Origin of the sequence: Rhizobium leguminosarum (assembly GCF_002953715.1) — a bacterium.
Classification (GTDB): Bacteria; Pseudomonadota; Alphaproteobacteria; order Rhizobiales; family Rhizobiaceae; genus Rhizobium; species Rhizobium leguminosarum_V.
Window position 1 is genome coordinate 435,428 of the sequence record NZ_CP025013.1, and the last position, 14,501, is coordinate 449,928.

16 protein-coding genes and 2 pseudogenes are annotated in these 14,501 nt (G+C 56.7%); 11 read left to right on the top strand and 7 right to left on the bottom strand.

Translation table 11 applies throughout. The annotated features are described in order from the left end of the window. Positions 1 to 64: 64 nt before the first annotated feature. Positions 65 to 141: pseudogene (locus tag CUJ84_RS39400) on the bottom strand (IS6 family transposase); the annotation flags it as partial. A 309-nt stretch (positions 142 to 450) separates the two neighbouring features. Further along, positions 451 to 1,515 (bottom strand): LacI family DNA-binding transcriptional regulator, encoded by a 1,065-nt coding sequence (locus CUJ84_RS26345; RefSeq protein ID WP_105008635.1) that lies wholly within the window; start codon positions 1,513 to 1,515, stop codon positions 451 to 453. Between the two features lie 159 nt (positions 1,516 to 1,674). On the opposite strand from CUJ84_RS26345, the gene CUJ84_RS26350 reads away from it, so the two are divergent. The 10 genes from CUJ84_RS26350 to CUJ84_RS26395 all read left to right on the top strand — a co-directional run bounded on the left by CUJ84_RS26350 (position 1,675) and on the right by CUJ84_RS26395 (position 10,890). Further along, a complete protein-coding gene (locus tag CUJ84_RS26350; RefSeq protein WP_105008636.1) occupies positions 1,675 to 2,925 on the top strand; it encodes an ABC transporter substrate-binding protein in 1,251 nt (416 codons plus the stop codon). A gap of 3 nt (positions 2,926 to 2,928) precedes the next feature. Next, complete coding sequence (locus CUJ84_RS26355) at positions 2,929 to 3,840, top strand: carbohydrate ABC transporter permease (protein WP_245457588.1); 912 nt, start codon at positions 2,929 to 2,931, stop codon at positions 3,838 to 3,840. Beyond that, positions 3,840 to 4,670, top strand: coding sequence for a carbohydrate ABC transporter permease (locus tag CUJ84_RS26360; RefSeq protein WP_105008637.1), 831 nt, complete (start codon positions 3,840 to 3,842; stop codon positions 4,668 to 4,670). The genes CUJ84_RS26355 and CUJ84_RS26360 overlap by 1 nt, the downstream gene beginning before the upstream one ends. A gap of 11 nt (positions 4,671 to 4,681) precedes the next feature. Next, positions 4,682 to 5,755, top strand: a complete 1,074-nt coding sequence (locus CUJ84_RS26365; protein ID WP_105008638.1) for a Gfo/Idh/MocA family protein — start codon at positions 4,682 to 4,684, stop codon at positions 5,753 to 5,755. Between the two features lie 7 nt (positions 5,756 to 5,762). Next, complete coding sequence (locus tag CUJ84_RS26370) at positions 5,763 to 6,845, top strand: ABC transporter ATP-binding protein (protein WP_105008639.1); 1,083 nt, start codon at positions 5,763 to 5,765, stop codon at positions 6,843 to 6,845. After that, positions 6,842 to 7,600 (top strand): sugar phosphate isomerase/epimerase family protein, encoded by a 759-nt coding sequence (locus CUJ84_RS26375; protein WP_105008640.1) that lies wholly within the window; start codon positions 6,842 to 6,844, stop codon positions 7,598 to 7,600. The genes CUJ84_RS26370 and CUJ84_RS26375 overlap by 4 nt, the downstream gene beginning before the upstream one ends. 79 nt (positions 7,601 to 7,679) lie before the next feature. Continuing rightward, positions 7,680 to 8,732, top strand: coding sequence for a sugar phosphate isomerase/epimerase family protein (locus CUJ84_RS26380; protein ID WP_105008641.1), 1,053 nt, complete (start codon positions 7,680 to 7,682; stop codon positions 8,730 to 8,732). A 194-nt stretch (positions 8,733 to 8,926) separates the two neighbouring features. Continuing rightward, positions 8,927 to 10,114 carry a Gfo/Idh/MocA family protein gene (locus CUJ84_RS26385; RefSeq protein ID WP_105008642.1) on the top strand — a complete coding sequence of 396 codons (1,188 nt, stop codon included), beginning with the start codon at positions 8,927 to 8,929 and terminating at the stop codon, positions 10,112 to 10,114. Positions 10,115 to 10,291: 177 nt separating this feature from the next. Further along, positions 10,292 to 10,600 carry a type II toxin-antitoxin system RelB/DinJ family antitoxin gene (locus CUJ84_RS26390; protein WP_062578764.1) on the top strand — a complete coding sequence of 103 codons (309 nt, stop codon included), beginning with the start codon at positions 10,292 to 10,294 and terminating at the stop codon, positions 10,598 to 10,600. Continuing rightward, positions 10,597 to 10,890, top strand: coding sequence for a type II toxin-antitoxin system mRNA interferase toxin, RelE/StbE family (locus tag CUJ84_RS26395; RefSeq protein ID WP_081929559.1), 294 nt, complete (start codon positions 10,597 to 10,599; stop codon positions 10,888 to 10,890). The genes CUJ84_RS26390 and CUJ84_RS26395 overlap by 4 nt, the downstream gene beginning before the upstream one ends. A 73-nt stretch (positions 10,891 to 10,963) precedes the next feature. Here the strand turns inward: CUJ84_RS26395 and CUJ84_RS26400 are convergent, their stop codons facing one another. The 4 genes and pseudogenes from CUJ84_RS26400 to CUJ84_RS38855 all read right to left on the bottom strand — a co-directional run. Then, positions 10,964 to 11,572, bottom strand: coding sequence for a J domain-containing protein (locus CUJ84_RS26400; RefSeq protein WP_105008643.1), 609 nt, complete (start codon positions 11,570 to 11,572; stop codon positions 10,964 to 10,966). A gap of 160 nt (positions 11,573 to 11,732) precedes the next feature. Beyond that, entirely contained in the window at positions 11,733 to 11,912 is a 180-nt protein-coding gene (locus CUJ84_RS26405) for a hypothetical protein (protein ID WP_105008644.1), read from the bottom strand. 151 nt (positions 11,913 to 12,063) lie between these two features. Next, positions 12,064 to 12,519 carry a GNAT family N-acetyltransferase gene (locus tag CUJ84_RS26410; protein WP_105008645.1) on the bottom strand — a complete coding sequence of 152 codons (456 nt, stop codon included), beginning with the start codon at positions 12,517 to 12,519 and terminating at the stop codon, positions 12,064 to 12,066. 151 nt (positions 12,520 to 12,670) lie between these two features. Then, a pseudogene (locus tag CUJ84_RS38855) lies at positions 12,671 to 12,895 on the bottom strand (carbon-nitrogen hydrolase family protein); the annotation flags it as partial. Positions 12,896 to 13,123: 228 nt separating this feature from the next. On the opposite strand from CUJ84_RS38855, the gene CUJ84_RS26420 reads away from it, so the two are divergent. Continuing rightward, positions 13,124 to 13,423, top strand: a complete 300-nt coding sequence (locus tag CUJ84_RS26420; RefSeq protein WP_233943358.1) for a RidA family protein — start codon at positions 13,124 to 13,126, stop codon at positions 13,421 to 13,423. 133 nt (positions 13,424 to 13,556) lie between these two features. Here the strand turns inward: CUJ84_RS26420 and CUJ84_RS26425 are convergent, their stop codons facing one another. Next, positions 13,557 to 14,360 (bottom strand): AraC family transcriptional regulator, encoded by an 804-nt coding sequence (locus CUJ84_RS26425; protein ID WP_105008647.1) that lies wholly within the window; start codon positions 14,358 to 14,360, stop codon positions 13,557 to 13,559. Positions 14,361 to 14,501 lie beyond the last annotated feature (141 nt).

The following is a 14,501-nucleotide window of genomic DNA, read 5'->3' on the forward strand; positions in this document are numbered from 1 at the left end:
TACCAAGCACTTAGCTGATCTGCGTGGGATGTCGTCGGTTCCAATCCCTTCAAGGCGAGCGATAGACGCCAATTCCGCGCTCCAGCTGCATTTCCTCGACCAGCCGCGGGCTTAAGAAAATCGAAAATACAGCCACCCGCGCGAGCAATAGTCTGCGCCGGAAGCTATGGTTCCTATAGCTGATCGTGCGCGTGCTCATCTCGCCGCCACTATCCAACAGCCGTTAAGCCAACGACAACGTGACAGCGCCCTAATATGAGCGTCACATCACTGGGTTTTAGCGAAGAGGAATTTGCCGAGGCTCTTCTCAAGGTTTCGACGGTCGGCGCTGGACCCGTGGATGCAGTTGAACATCTTCTGGCACAGACACTTGCCGAAAATCTATCTGGGAAGAAGATGTGATCCTGCTGCAGACCGGGTTCGGTCGCTATTACAACCCATGTGAAGAACCTAAAAGCTTCCAGGGGCAGGTCCAATGGAATCCCGCAATACCAATGAAGTCGACACCGATCGCTCTCGAGTCTTCGCACTACTCGTATCTTGACCCACGGCCTCTTCAACAAATGCCATGACGGAATCGCCGATTGCCAGATAGGGCTGGGCGATCGAACTCAGAGCAGGCGATAGAAACTGGGCGATGCTGTCATCGTAGCCAATGAGGGAGATGTCCGACGGCACCTTCAAGCCACGCTCGTACAAAACCTGAAGAATACCAGCAGCCAGGATATCTGATCCGGCGATGATTGCGGTGACGGCGCAACGGTGATCGTCCAGTAACATGGTTGCGAGCCGGCGGCCCGGGAGGATATCATTCGGAGATCGGGGAAAATATTCGCCGAGCACGACCGGGCAGTCTTGTTCGTCAAGTCCGTACAACGAGACCGCTTGTTGAAACGCTTCGGCTCGTCGTTGTTCGGCGTGGCCAGGACCGCCGTCCTTTAAGCCGGTCGCGCGGGCACCGATGAAGGCAACTCTTCTGTGGCCTTCATCGGCCAGGGTCTTAACCGCTGCACGCATCCCTGGGTCTGGATCAATGGCGACGAAATATGCCTGTTCGATATCGTGGCGCTCGACCTGAATGACCGGGATACCCGCCTGGATCAAGGGCTGGATGTTCTGATTTTCTAGTGCATGGCAAAGAATCGTCGCATCAACTCCGTGCTCAAGGAACTGTTTTATCCCATTGACCTCCGCTTCGGGGGAGTAGCTGTGATTAACCGTCAGCATCGAGAAACCACGGTCGCTGGCGGCTGTGCGGATAGCGTGAGAAATGTGCGTGTAAAAAGGATTCTCACGCGCCGAAGAGAGCACCAGCCCAAGAGAATAGCTCCTTTGCATTCTCAAAGAGCGAGCCTGCAGATTAGGGCGGTACCCTGTGCTCTCAACCGCTTCTAAGACGCGTTTACGGTTCTCGTCCGAGACATAACCTCTGTTGTGGATGACACGGGCCGCCGTTGTTGGCGAAACCTGGGCTTCTCTTGCCACGTCCGCCATTGTCGCCGTTTGGGAACGCATCTCATCTCCTTCGAAATCTTTGTAGTCTCACTTGCATTACTCATATCAGTATGCAATGTGGTGACGTCACCACATGGCGTTTTAATTGATTATTGGCTGTGTAGCCCCGATTTCGCCGCCTAGGAGGGCGGCGCGGGAAGATCAATGGGAGGAGATTCCGTGCGAAACTTTTTACGCATTCTGCCGCTTGCCGCATTGCTTGCTGGAGCCGCTTCGAGCGCCCAGGCTCAAGTCGAGCTAAACTTCTGGGACCAGGTTTGGGGACCGGGATCCTACTCACAGCGCGCCCAGCAGCTCGTCGACGACTTTAACAAAAGTCAGGACGACATCCACGTGACCTACCGGTCGGTGCCATGGGCGAACTGGTATGAAACTTACGTGACAGCGATCGCGTCTGGTTCCGCTCCTGACATTTCGACCGGCGCTGGATTTCAAGCCGTCCAGTTTTACAGCATGGACGCCATCTACCCGGTTGATGATCTCGTCAAGGAAATGGAAGCTGACGGCAGCGCGAAGGATTTTGCCCCGGGTACATTGGAAGCAATGAAATACGACGGCCACTATGTGGCCTTGCCGTGGGCCATCGATCTTCGCGCGCTCTTCTACCGCAAAGACGTTCTCGAAGCCGCCGGGCAGAAGGTTCCAACCAATTGGGACGAATTCCTTGCCGTCAGCAAGGCGGTGACGAAAGACGGTATCTACGGCGTCGTTTCCTCAGGCGATGCGACAGGAATGCATTGGATATTGTCGGCGATGATCAACAACGGCGGGGGCCTGTTCGACGCAGACAAGAAGCCAAACCTCACCGGCGAAAAATCACTTGCAGCGCTCAATTTTCTGTCCAGCTTCGCGACCGAAAAAGTGCTTAACCCGGCGTCGGCCGGCTATACGAACGACGACGCGCTGGGAAGTTTCAACGCTGGCAAGGCGGCGTTTTACCTGTCGAGCCCGAGTACCGCAGACCAAGCAGGAAAAGAGAAGGACAAGGTCGGGGTCGCGCCGCCGCTTACATCGACTTCCGGCGAGAAGGGGACGATTGGCTGGATCAACAACATCATGGTCTACAAGCAGACCGAGCACCCGGAAGAGACCTTGAAATTCCTGCGTTGGTGGTCCGAAAACCAGAAGGTTCTTTGGACAGAGGGTAAGGCTGGAGGCATTCCGGCACGCGTCTCGTTCCAGCAAGATCCGTATTTCACTGAAAACGATCAAGTCAGCTTCGTGATCAAAAACTATCTGCCGATCGTCAAGCCGATGTCGGCTACCGCCGGTGGTACCTTTCCGCAGCTAAACGAGATCGACGGTGATGGTTTCATGATGAGCCTTGTTCAGAAGCTCTGGCAGGGTCAACCGGCGGGCGAGGTCGTTACGCCTGCTCAGGACCATCTTCAAGAAATTATGGAACAGTAACCGATGACGGCCTCGCTCGTGAAGCGAACTGTCTGGCGCTCCAGCGCCAGACAGTTTCTGACCCCTGACCTGCGCATGACGTTGCTCTTGCTTCTCCCGTCCCTGATCCTGATGCTCGTGGTCATCGGATACCCTATGATCCAAGGCTTCTGGTACAGCTTTACAAACGGCTCGCTGCTCAAGGCCGGCAAGTTCGTCGGCCTGAGAAACTACGGCAAGCTTCTGACCGACCCGTCGTTCTGGCATGCGCTTCGGTTTTCGCTGTACTTCGCCGTCGCCAATATCGTGGGTTGCTACAGCTTGGGACTCGGCCTGGCGCTTCTTCTGCAGAAGGATTTTCCAGGGCGCGGGCTGTTTCGCGTTCTGCTTCTGTTGCCATGGATCGTCCCGTCGCTCGTCGCGATCGTATCCTGGCGGTGGATGATCAACGACGACAAGGCTCTCTTCAACCAGATCATCGTATTTTTCGGGGGAGACCCCGTGTACTTCCTGTCCAGCTCCAATTGGACGATCGCAATGGTTATCGTCATCAAGATCTGGCGCTCATTTCCATTCATGCTGCTATCGCTTCTTGCGGCACTTCAGACGATCGACCGCACGCTTTATGAAGCGGCAGACATCGACGGTGCAACGAAGTGGCAAAGCTTCCGGCATGTCACCATGCCGGCGATAAGCGGCATCTCTGTCGTCCTTTGCCTTCTCATGACGGTCTGGACAGTCAACGACTTCGATACACCTTGGCTCCTTGCTCAAGGAGGACCTGCAAACGCCACCGAGAACCTGGTCGTCCTTGCGTACCGTTACACGTTTGCCCGCAACGATGTCGGCATGGGAGCGGCTGTTTCTTTCGTTACCCTCGCCATTTTGATGGTCATTTTCACTGTCGTCCTGCGTCTGCAAAGGGAGAAGCGCTGATGGCACGTAGACGAATGCATAAAAACTGGGCTCTGACCGGAACGATGACGTTGATTGCCATGGTCATCAACCTGCCCATCATCCTCATGGTTCTCAATTCGTTTCAACCAACTGAAGCAATCGTGGCCCGTCTGACGATCATTCCTCGCGACCCATCATTGCAAAACTATCTGTTCCTCATGGAGGAGACACCATTTCTCAGCTATCTCAGGAACTCTGTCGTGACGGCGCTTGGTGCTACCGTATTTTCCCTGTTTTGCGCCGTCTTCGCGGGCTATGCACTCTCCCGCTTCAAAAACCGCCTGCTGGATGTCTATTCTACCGGCTTGTTTGCAGTTCAGATGTTTCCAATCATCCTGGCTCTGATTCCACTGTTCCTGCTTTTCCGTCCCCTCGGGCTTATCGACACGCCTCTGTCTGTGATCATCGTATACGGGGTGATCAATCTGCCGTTCGTCACGTGGATGGCGCGAAGCTATTTTGACACCATTCCGCGGGAACTGGAGGAAGCAGCACTGATCGACGGCTGTGGTCACTTCGGCGCGTTTTTTCGGGTCGTGTTGCCACTTTCCGGGCCGGGGCTTGCTGCAGTTTCGATCTTTGCTTTCTTGCTCGCATACAACGAGTTTTTTGTTGCGAACGTGTTCCTTCGCACTAAGGCCGCAATGACACTTCCTGTCGGCATACAGATGTTCCTGCAGCAATTCTCGACCGATTGGGGAAGCCTCACGGCCGCGGCATCCGTGACCATGCTTCCAACCCTCATCCTCTTTCTTTTCGTGCAGAAATTCATCACCCACGGCGCGATTGCCGGCGGCGTGAAGGGTTGATCGGAGTCATTATGTCAAAAATCATCAACGTCGGCATCATCGGGTGCGGCGAGGCCTCGCAGATACTTCACATCCCGACGCTGCGCGAACTGTCAGACCGCTTTGCAATCACCGCTCTATGCGATCCCTCCCCAACTGTTCTCAAGGGCGTCGGCGCGGTCGTTCCGGGAGCGTCTCTCTACGATGACGGTTCGTCCCTGCTCGACGATCCTTCGGTTGACGCGGTACTTGTTGCCAACCCGAACACCTTCCACGCTCCGACGGCCATCGAAGCAATTCAGAAGGGCAAGCATGTCCTAATCGAAAAGCCGATGTGTATGACCTTGACAGAGGCCGACGCTCTTGCGGCCGCCGAGGCCGAAACCGGAATGACAGTTCAGATCGGCTACATGCGCCGTCACGCACCCGCCTTTGAGGATGCGGTCAAAATCGTCGCGGGTATAAGAGAACAGATCAACTTCGCGCGCGTCCACGCAATTATCGGACCCAATTCATCTTTCGTAGAGCCGACGTCATCAGTAGTTCGAGGCGATGACATCCCCCAGTCGGTGATCGATCGAACCCGGAGAGATACTGATGCCAAACTGATAGAGGCGATCGGCACCAGCGAACGTCCGCGCGCAATGGTCTACAATCTCCTGCTAGGACTTTCCTCGCACGACGTTTCGGCGATGCGGGAGCTTATCGGTATGCCCAAGCGCGTCCTCCATGCTGGCTTCCGTCGGGAAGGCATGTTTATCACCGCGGCGTTCGATTACGGAGATTTTATCTGCCATTTCGAAACAGGCATTGACGCAATCGCTCGTTTTGATGCGCATCTTGAGGTGTACGCGCAGGATAAGATCGTCCGCGTCGACTATGACACACCCTACATCCGACACCAGCCTGCGCGTCTGACCGTCACCACGCCAAACACGGCATTCGGCGTCACATCGTGCAGTGGCCACCAGACACGAGGCGATGCCTTTGTCGTGGAATGGAAACGTTTTCACGACGCCATCACTCTGGGGCTTCCCGCGAAGACGACGATTGCCGATGCGCGGCAAGATCTCGAAATCTTTCAACAGATGATGCAGGAGATGTGAAGGCGCCATGGCAAACGTTTCAATAGACCACGTCACAAAATCTTACGGCGCGCTTCACGTGATGCATGGCGTCACGCTCGACATTGAAGATGGCGAATTCATCATTCTCGTTGGTCCCTCTGGGTGCGGCAAGTCAACGCTGCTCAGAATGGTCGCTGGATTAGAGGAAATCACTACTGGCACCGTCTCGATCGGCGATAAGGTCGTCAACGACGCGCGACCAAAAGACCGAAACATAGCGATGGTATTCCAGTCCTACGCTCTTTATCCCCATAAAACCGTCGCCCAGAATATGGGTTTTGCTCTCATGCTGGCCGGCAGGCCGCAAAAAGAGATTGACGATCGGGTCGGGGCAGCGGCGGAGATACTCGATCTCGTCCCGCTTCTGGAACGCCTGCCGAAGCAGCTGTCCGGCGGCCAGCGTCAGCGAGTAGCCATGGGACGGGCGATCGTGCGCGATCCCGAAGTATTTCTGTTCGACGAGCCGCTGTCCAATCTCGACGCAAAGTTGCGTGTGCAGATGCGTACGGAAATCAAGGCGCTTCATCAGCGTCTCAAGACCACGATCATCTACGTCACGCACGATCAGGTCGAAGCGATGACCATGGCCGATCGGATCGTCATCATGAATGGCGGCAGGATTGAGCAGGTTGGGAAACCTCTCGACCTCTACGACAATCCAAACAGTCTTTTTGTCGCCGGGTTCCTGGGCTCGCCGTCCATGAATTTCATCAACGGTCGTGTCGAAGGCGGCCTATTTCAGACTGAACGTGGATTGACGTTTGCTTTGCCGCCGGGCTTGGCAAGCGCGGCCGACGGTCGGCCGCTCGTTGCAGGTATCAGACCGGAGCACATCGAACTTGCCAGTGAAGGAAAGCCCGCGATGGATGCCACAGTCATAGTCGACGAGCCGACTGGGGCGGAGACCCAGATAGCCTTGCGACTTCAAGGCGAAGAATTCCTCGCGACGTTCCGTGATAGGTTGGCGGTCAGGGCAGGAGACACTTTGCCTGTCCATCTTCCCCTCGAAAGACTTTACCTTTTTGACAAGGCCACCGGCCTTCGCATCTCATCAGGAGATAAGCTATGAAGACACTTGTTCAACTTTATTCCGCGCGCAACTTCACGCCGTGGGATAGAATCCTCGATCAGGTCAAGTCATCCGCATACGACGGAGTAGAAGGCTTTTTCGCTAACTACGAAGACCCGGCTGCGTTTCGGAGGCTGCTCGATGAGCGCGGTCTCATTATGCCTCAGGGACACTTCGGCCTCGACCTTCTCGAAAGCAACTTCGAAAAGGCGATTTCGATTGCTCGCACGCTTGGCATAGACACTGTGATTGCGCCATGGCTTGCCCCTGAAGACCGGCCTGCCGACCTTGCAGGATGGAAGATATTAGCGGCAAGGCTGGACTTACTCGACCACAAAGTTCGAGGCGAAGGATTCGACTTCGCGTGGCACAATCACGATTTTGAGTTTGTACCGGTCGAAAATGGACTTATTCCAATGGACATTCTGCTCGACGCTGCGCCTGAGATGAATTGGGAAGCAGACCTCGGCTGGATCTTGAGAGCTGGCGGCGATCCGTTGGATTGGCTCAGGGCTCGGGCAGAACGCGTCGTCGCGGTCCATCTCAAGGACGTCCAGCCCAACCACGCCACTGCCCTCGAAGACGGCTGGGCCGATCTTGGACATGGCGTGAGTGACTGGCGTCCGATCTTCGAGGAGTTCGAAAAACTTCCGTACCTCAAGGCTCATGTGGCCGAGCATGATAATCCCGTCGATTTGGATCGTTTCCTGCGTCGCTGGTCGCAAAGTTTCAAGACCCTTGCCTCCCAGAAATAGCGTTCTGACCCTGTGAGCGAGCTTATAAGGCCGCTGCTTAGGTTGTGGCTCAAACATTATCCAAAACAGGATCAACGACATGAAGACGATCAAAGGCCCGGGCCTTTTCCTTGGCCAGTTCGCGGGCGATACTGCTCCTTTCAACTCGTGGGACGCGATTACCAAATGGGCCGCCGATATCGGTTACAAGGGCGTCCAGGTGCCGACCTGGGCCAGCCAGCTGATCGATCTGAAAAAGGCTGCCACGTCCAAGGATTATTGCGACGAATTCGCCGGCAAGGCTCGCGAAAACGGCATCGAGATCACCGAACTCTCCACCCATCTGCAAGGCCAGCTCGTCGCTGTTCACCCGGCCTATGACGAAGCCTTCGACGGGTTTGCTGCACCGGAGGTGCGCGGCAATCCGAAAGCGCGTCAGGAATGGGCGGTCGAGCAGGTCAAGATGGCGCTGACGGCATCCAAGAACCTCGGGCTCAAGGCGCATGCGACCTTCTCCGGCGCGCTTGCCTGGCCCTTCATCTATCCCTGGCCGCAGCGTCCTGCCGGTCTGGTCGAGACTGCCTTCGACGAACTCGCCCGCCGCTGGACGCCGATCCTCAACCATGCGGACGAGAACGGTATCGACGTCTGCTACGAGATCCACCCGGGCGAAGACCTGCATGACGGCATCACCTTCGAGATGTTCCTGGAGCGGGTGAAGAACCATCCTCGCGCCAACATGCTCTACGATCCCTCGCACTACGTCCTGCAGGGCCTCGATTATCTCGACAATATCGACATCTACAAAGACCGCATCAAGATGTTCCACGTCAAGGATGCTGAGTTCAATCCGACCGGGCGCCAGGGCGTCTACGGTGGGTATCAGGGCTGGGTCGAACGCGCCGGCCGGTTCCGTTCGCTCGGCGACGGTCAGGTCGATTTCGGCGCGGTGTTCTCGAAGATGACGGCGAATAATTTCGACGGCTGGGCCGTGGTCGAATGGGAATGCGCGCTGAAGCATCCGGAAGACGGTGCCCGCGAAGGCGCCGAATTCGTTGCCGCGCATATTATTCGCGTCACCGAGAAAGCCTTCGACGATTTCGCCGGCAGCGGCACGGACCAGGCGGCGAACCGGCGGATGCTGGGGCTCTAACGCATAGGGGTGCTGTGATGCTGCCCCTCACCCTAACCCTCTCCCCGTAAACGGGGCGAGGGGACTTGCCCGACCAAACGTCGAGAGCGGAAAAGACGCCGCGGCATACCCGTTCTCCCCGAGAGCGGGGAGAAGGTGGCGGCAGCCGGATGAGGGGCCATATCCGCACTAAGTTTAAATTCCAGGAGGAATCAATGGCAATCGAAGCATCATCCGAACAGACACGCGAGCCGCGCATCCGGCTCGGCATGGTGGGCGGCGGCGCGGGCGCGTTTATCGGCGCGGTGCACCGTATCGCGGCACGCATTGATGATCAGTACGATCTCATCGCCGGCGCGCTGTCGGCTTCGCCCGAAAAGGCGATCGCATCCGGCCGCGACCTCGGCCTCGATCCGTCGCGGACCTATTCCAGCTATCGCGAGATGGCGATCCGCGAGGCGAAGTTGAAGAACGGCATCGAGGCGGTGGCGATCGTCACGCCGAACCATGTTCACTACGATGCAGCCAAGGAATTCCTGAAGCGCGGCATTCATGTGATCTGCGACAAGCCGCTGACATCCAACCTTGCCGATGCGAAGAAGCTGAAGAAGATCGCCGACGAGAGCGGGGCACTCTTCGTGCTGACGCATAATTACACCGGCTATCCGATGGTCCGTCAGGCGCGCGAGATGATCGCGAATGGCGAACTCGGTGACATCCGTGTCGTCCAGGCCGAATATCCGCAGGACTGGCTGACGGAAGCGGTCGAGCAAACCGGCCAGAAGCAGGCCGCCTGGCGCACCGATCCGGCGCAGTCCGGCGTCGGCGGCTCGACCGGCGATATCGGCACGCATGCCTATAATCTCGCCGCCTTCATCACTGGCCTGGAACTCGACAGCCTCGCCGCCGATCTCGACAGTTTCGTTCCCGGCCGCCGGCTGGACGATAATGCGCATGTCATGCTGCGCTTCAAGGCGAAGGGCTCGGAGAAGCCGGCCAAGGGTATGCTCTGGTGCAGCCAGGTGGCGCCCGGCCATGAAAACGGCCTGATGGTGCGTGTCTACGGCACCAAGGGCGGGCTGGAATGGACCCAGAAGGACCCGAACTACCTGTGGTACACACCTTTCGGCGAGCCGAAGCGGCTGATCACTCGGGGCGGCGCCGGTTCAGGCGCTGCTGCCGGCCGTGTCACGCGCGTGCCGTCAGGGCATCCGGAAGGTTATCTCGAAGCCTTTGCGACGATCTATACCGAAGCCGCGCATGCGATCAACGCCCGCAAAAAGAGCAAGGCCGTCGACAAGGCAGTGGTCTACCCCACAGTCGATGACGGCGTGAAGGGTGTGGCTTTCGTCGAAGCCTGCGTCGCGTCTTCGAAGAGGAACGGCGCCTGGGTCAAGGTTTAGAGACACGCCGTGTGGTTCCATAAATATGGGTTATCCCACACGATTGAGATCGCGCTCGTCGCTTCAGATACATTCAAGAGCAACTAAAGGAACGAGAACGGGCGAAGGCGGTCCTAAAAGCACTATGGCGTTTGTCATTCATTTGCATTATCATCTCGCCGAAAAGTGGAGATCGCTATGGCTGCAAATGCACTGGTACAAACTCGTATCGATGCCGAGGTTCGGGATCGTGCCTCCGCAGTGCTTGGAAATATGGGGCTGACCGTATCTGATGCGGTTCGTATCTTACTCACCCGAACGGCCAACGAAGGTGCGCTGCCGCTGGAGCTTCTTTCCGGCAGCGAGGCCCATGACGCTTGGTTTCGCACCAAGGTACTTGAAGCGCTGAACGATACTCGACCGGACGTCTCAGATGATGAAGTCGAGGCGCATTTCGCTGAACGTCGAGCGGCAGCCCGCCTTAACGCGGGTGCGCGCAAATCGTGAAGCTTACCTGGTCTGCGTTCGCGTTATCGGATCGCGACGCCATTTTCACATACATAGAAGCAGAAAATCCGTCAGCCGCCATACTGGTCGACGAACGGATCGTTGCTGCAGTCCGTAGGTTAGTAGATTTTCCCGCGAGCGGTCGTGTTGGCAGAATTGCTGGCACCCGCGAACTGGTAATTAACGGCACGCCGTACGTCGCGGCGTATGCAATTACCGAAACAGCGGTTCGTATTCTTCGCGTCCTCCATGGTGCGCAGGAATGGCCAGACACTTTGCCAACGCGCTAGGCTTTGTTCTCGATGCTGAGTATCAACGGGTCGGTGGTTCGAATCTTTTCAAGGCGGCCAGTGTGTATCGCACCTAACAGAAGCCATTGAGCTTCAGGATTTTATAGGCATCGATCGTCGCCTGCAGAATCTCCTCTGACGCGCGATCTCCATCGTTTGCGTCGGGATGGTGCATCTTAAGCTTCAGCTTGTACCGGCTTCTAATTTCATCCGGCGTTGCGTCCGGTGAGAGAGCGAGCGTTTCGAATGCTTTTGCTTCTAGCACCTTAAGTTTGCGGGATTGAAGGGCCACTCTTGCCGCTTGCCTTTGCGTGGCGTTTTTTCTTGCATTGATCGTCTTCGCGGTCCCGGAGCGAATTGAGGAGGGGAGGGGCGTTCCAGAAGAGTGATCGACTCTAACTCCCCAGCTTGGGCGGCTCCCACTTGCCGCTTCCCTCTGATAGCGGGCCGTGACGGGGTTCGACAGCTTCGTCACGTAATTGTAGCCTTCGCTATACTCTTTTGCGTGGCTACGGCAAAACAGCAGGTAAAGTCCCTCAGCATCCGCTCCCACGGGCGCGCGATGCATGCCTTGTTTGTCGCATCCGTCCCATTGGCATCTCGGGCCACTTGTTTCGCGATGTTCAGCCGGTTTGTTTCGGGTCGGTCTCAGGCGGACAAAAATCTTTGAATCAGACGTCATGGCGCGTTATACGACTTTGCTGCCGGACACGACAAGATTGCAGACGCCGATCCTTTGACCATCAGCAGCTCATGCTAGGCACGCACGTTTAGTCGACTGCGGCAAGTCCGCTCTTCGCAACAATCATCCGCATCAAAAAATCAGAAATTTTGCAGAAGCGCTATTTGTCGTTTGCGGCTGACACATGGTTTTCCTTGGTGAGAAAACGAATGCTAGTATCGAGTGTCTTAACAACCAAATCTTTGATGTTCTGGGCGCGTTCCGATGAGCAGCCATCGGGGCCAATTCCCTCAAGTGCGTGCTGCAATCTGCTGAGAAGTTCTTGATCGTCTATCGTCATTGCCGGTTCTCCTTTCGGGGGAGAGTACCGGCCCTTGGTATGGTCGCAACTGATTTCATCTTCAATCCGCGATGTCCACAAGGCGCGAACAAGCGAAGTCAAAACTGCGAAATGTATCCAAAATCACAAGTTGTGCGACACGCCATGGGGCTTATATACCGCGACGGAAGACATGGGTCGTATTCTCGCGCTCAATTGGGCCAAATCCAAGTGTTGGCCAGAACACTTCCGCCTCAGGACCATCGGCATAGAGTGCGATCTGGCGATCAAATGGTTTTGCATGTTCAAGGACGTAAAGCGCAATCTGTCGACCAACCCCACGCCTGCGGTAGGCTGGCCGAACGTAGAACCGCCTCATACGCAACCAACTGCTATCGACAAAATCCTGCGTGATGCCACCGATGCCGGCAATTTCATCATGGATGGTGGCTAGCGCTAGTATTTCGCCGGAGCGTTCGAAGCGGTTAGACCCGTCGAACCACTCGTTCTGAAGCGCGGACATGGTGTCGAAGCCCTCGGCATCGGCTTCAACAAGGAATTGATCAAAGTGGTCCGGCAACTCAATGATCCGCCTAACCACAACACCATTACCACTGTCACTCACCATCAGAACTCCACTTCCCGTCGCTCCCCGTCGCAAAAAATCCCGACATTTGCTTGATTTTCATAGCTGCCTTTTGCGGCGTCTGAAATTCGGGATTTCCGCGATATAAACATGTTGTCGGGGCCGAAGGCCGGCCCCGATCGCTGATGATCAACTAAAATAGGTTTCTGCCATCACTTCTTGGATCACCTTCTATGTGAAGAGTTGCGTAAAGATCGCTGCGAGCCTTTCTCCGCCACGGCCGCGCAAGACTCTCCGGGTTGTTTTTGATATCCGCGACAGCAATAGCGGGTAACCCGTTCTTAGGGCACTGCACCGCCCACTGGCCATCCGCCGAAGCGATCCCCGAGGGAGCGGCCGTGCTCTGGGGGGCGAGGGTGAGCAATGCCGCAATGTCCGGTGTCGGCGCAATGCGTCCATGGCGGCAGTCGGCGTAAGCAGCATTTTGGATTTTGATCCCCGTCGCCTAGTCTGGTACATATGATCTTGCGCCTCCAATAGTGCTGCGTTTTCTTCTGGAGCATCGATGTTACGAACGATTATTGCTAGCAGCTCCGCCCCAGCGGCCCCAGCGTCCTACAGCCAAGCGGTAAAGGCGGCCGGGCTAGTGTTCGTATCGGGTACCGCGCCGATCGACCCTGCTACGGGAAAAATTGTCGAGGGGCCGGTTCAGGCGCAGGTCGCGCAGTGCCTTACCAACATCGCGGCGATACTAGAGGAAGCCGGAAGCAGTTTGGCCCAAGCGGTGAGCGCCACACTCATCATCGCTGATGAGGAGGATTTTGCGCCCGCCAGTGAAGAGTGGGAACGCTGGTTCCCGACCGACCCGCCGGCGAGGCAAGGCGCTAAGATGCCAGTCCGCGTCCCCGGCATGAAGGTGTCGATTGCGATGATCGCCTTAGCCTGATCTGGTTTTAACGGCAGCAGTGCGCCCAAGGGCGAATAACGTCCTGCAAACGAAAGACAGAATTTGGCCCATTGCAGTCATGGCACGTGCCGCAAAGGCCGACCAGCGTTGCCGAATTCGGCCACTCGGCAAATCATCTCGCGAAGTAGCGTGTGGGTGTTGTGCCCAATGCCTTCTTGAACATTACGATGAAGGCGGTAGCCGATTCGTATCCCAAGTCGCTCGACACCCTCTGGACCGTCGCGCCGCTGGCCAGTTCGCGCAATGCGATGATTAGGTGCAGTTGCCGTCGCCATCGGCCGAAGGTCAGTCCCGTTTCCTGGACCATCAGCCGCTTCAAGGATCGCTCACTCATTGCAACGTGTGCCGCCCATTCTACGAGGGTGCGACGGTCGCTCGGCTCCGCCATCAGGGCAGCGGTGATCGCGGCGATTTTCGGATGGCTGGACGCGGGTAATTCCAGGCCCTGTATCGGCATTTGCGCGAGTTCATCCAGCAAGACCCGCACCATACGGCCGACATGGTCGTCTGGAGCATAGTTGACCGATACATCTGCCAGTCGCAGGATCATCTCGCGGAGCATCGGCGACACAGACAAAGTGCAGCATTCCTGCGGCAGCGTCGCGGCGCCTGGTTGAACGAACAGATAGGACAGGCGCGCGTTGGACGTGACCTGGTTGCTGTGGGGCACGCCGCCGGGTATCCAGACCCCGCAGTCCGGTGGGACAATCCAGAGGCCATTTTCCGTCTTGCAGGTGACCGCCCCGTGGAGGGCCAAAATGAGCTGCCCTTGCTGATGCTGGTGCTGGGGCACTTCAGCTTCATAGTCACTGAAGTCGAGGCGGACAGCGAAGGCCGGGCGATCTGACCAGTCGGGATCGAAGTCGTCGTGGCAGGAGCGCAGCAGTTTTGCGGATTGACCCGATTTGGAGATCATTTGGCATTATCTCCAGATTCGTGCGCACTGCAATAGTCTACTATCGGGCGATCAACAACCGAAAGGAGGTGGCATGAAAGAGGCCGCGCCCGTTGAGAGAACGGATCACTGAGATGCAGATGATGATCGAGGGACAGTCAC

What these genes read in the sequence shown, in the direction of transcription:
- CUJ84_RS26345 (WP_105008635.1), bottom strand. Translation starts at nt 1,515, where the DNA reads ATGCGTTCCCAAACGGCGACAATGGCGGACGTGGCAAGAGAAGCCCAG.
- CUJ84_RS26355 (WP_245457588.1), top strand. Translation starts at nt 2,929, where the DNA reads ATGACGGCCTCGCTCGTGAAGCGAACTGTCTGGCGCTCCAGCGCCAGA.
- CUJ84_RS26360 (WP_105008637.1), top strand. Translation starts at nt 3,840, where the DNA reads ATGGCACGTAGACGAATGCATAAAAACTGGGCTCTGACCGGAACGATG.
- CUJ84_RS26365 (WP_105008638.1), top strand. Translation starts at nt 4,682, where the DNA reads ATGTCAAAAATCATCAACGTCGGCATCATCGGGTGCGGCGAGGCCTCG.
- CUJ84_RS26370 (WP_105008639.1), top strand. Translation starts at nt 5,763, where the DNA reads ATGGCAAACGTTTCAATAGACCACGTCACAAAATCTTACGGCGCGCTT.
- CUJ84_RS26375 (WP_105008640.1), top strand. Translation starts at nt 6,842, where the DNA reads ATGAAGACACTTGTTCAACTTTATTCCGCGCGCAACTTCACGCCGTGG.
- CUJ84_RS26380 (WP_105008641.1), top strand. Translation starts at nt 7,680, where the DNA reads ATGAAGACGATCAAAGGCCCGGGCCTTTTCCTTGGCCAGTTCGCGGGC.
- CUJ84_RS26385 (WP_105008642.1), top strand. Translation starts at nt 8,927, where the DNA reads ATGGCAATCGAAGCATCATCCGAACAGACACGCGAGCCGCGCATCCGG.
- CUJ84_RS26390 (WP_062578764.1), top strand. Translation starts at nt 10,292, where the DNA reads ATGGCTGCAAATGCACTGGTACAAACTCGTATCGATGCCGAGGTTCGG.
- CUJ84_RS26400 (WP_105008643.1), bottom strand. Translation starts at nt 11,572, where the DNA reads ATGACGTCTGATTCAAAGATTTTTGTCCGCCTGAGACCGACCCGAAAC.
- CUJ84_RS26405 (WP_105008644.1), bottom strand. Translation starts at nt 11,912, where the DNA reads ATGACGATAGACGATCAAGAACTTCTCAGCAGATTGCAGCACGCACTT.
- CUJ84_RS26410 (WP_105008645.1), bottom strand. Translation starts at nt 12,519, where the DNA reads ATGGTGAGTGACAGTGGTAATGGTGTTGTGGTTAGGCGGATCATTGAG.
- CUJ84_RS26425 (WP_105008647.1), bottom strand. Translation starts at nt 14,360, where the DNA reads ATGATCTCCAAATCGGGTCAATCCGCAAAACTGCTGCGCTCCTGCCAC.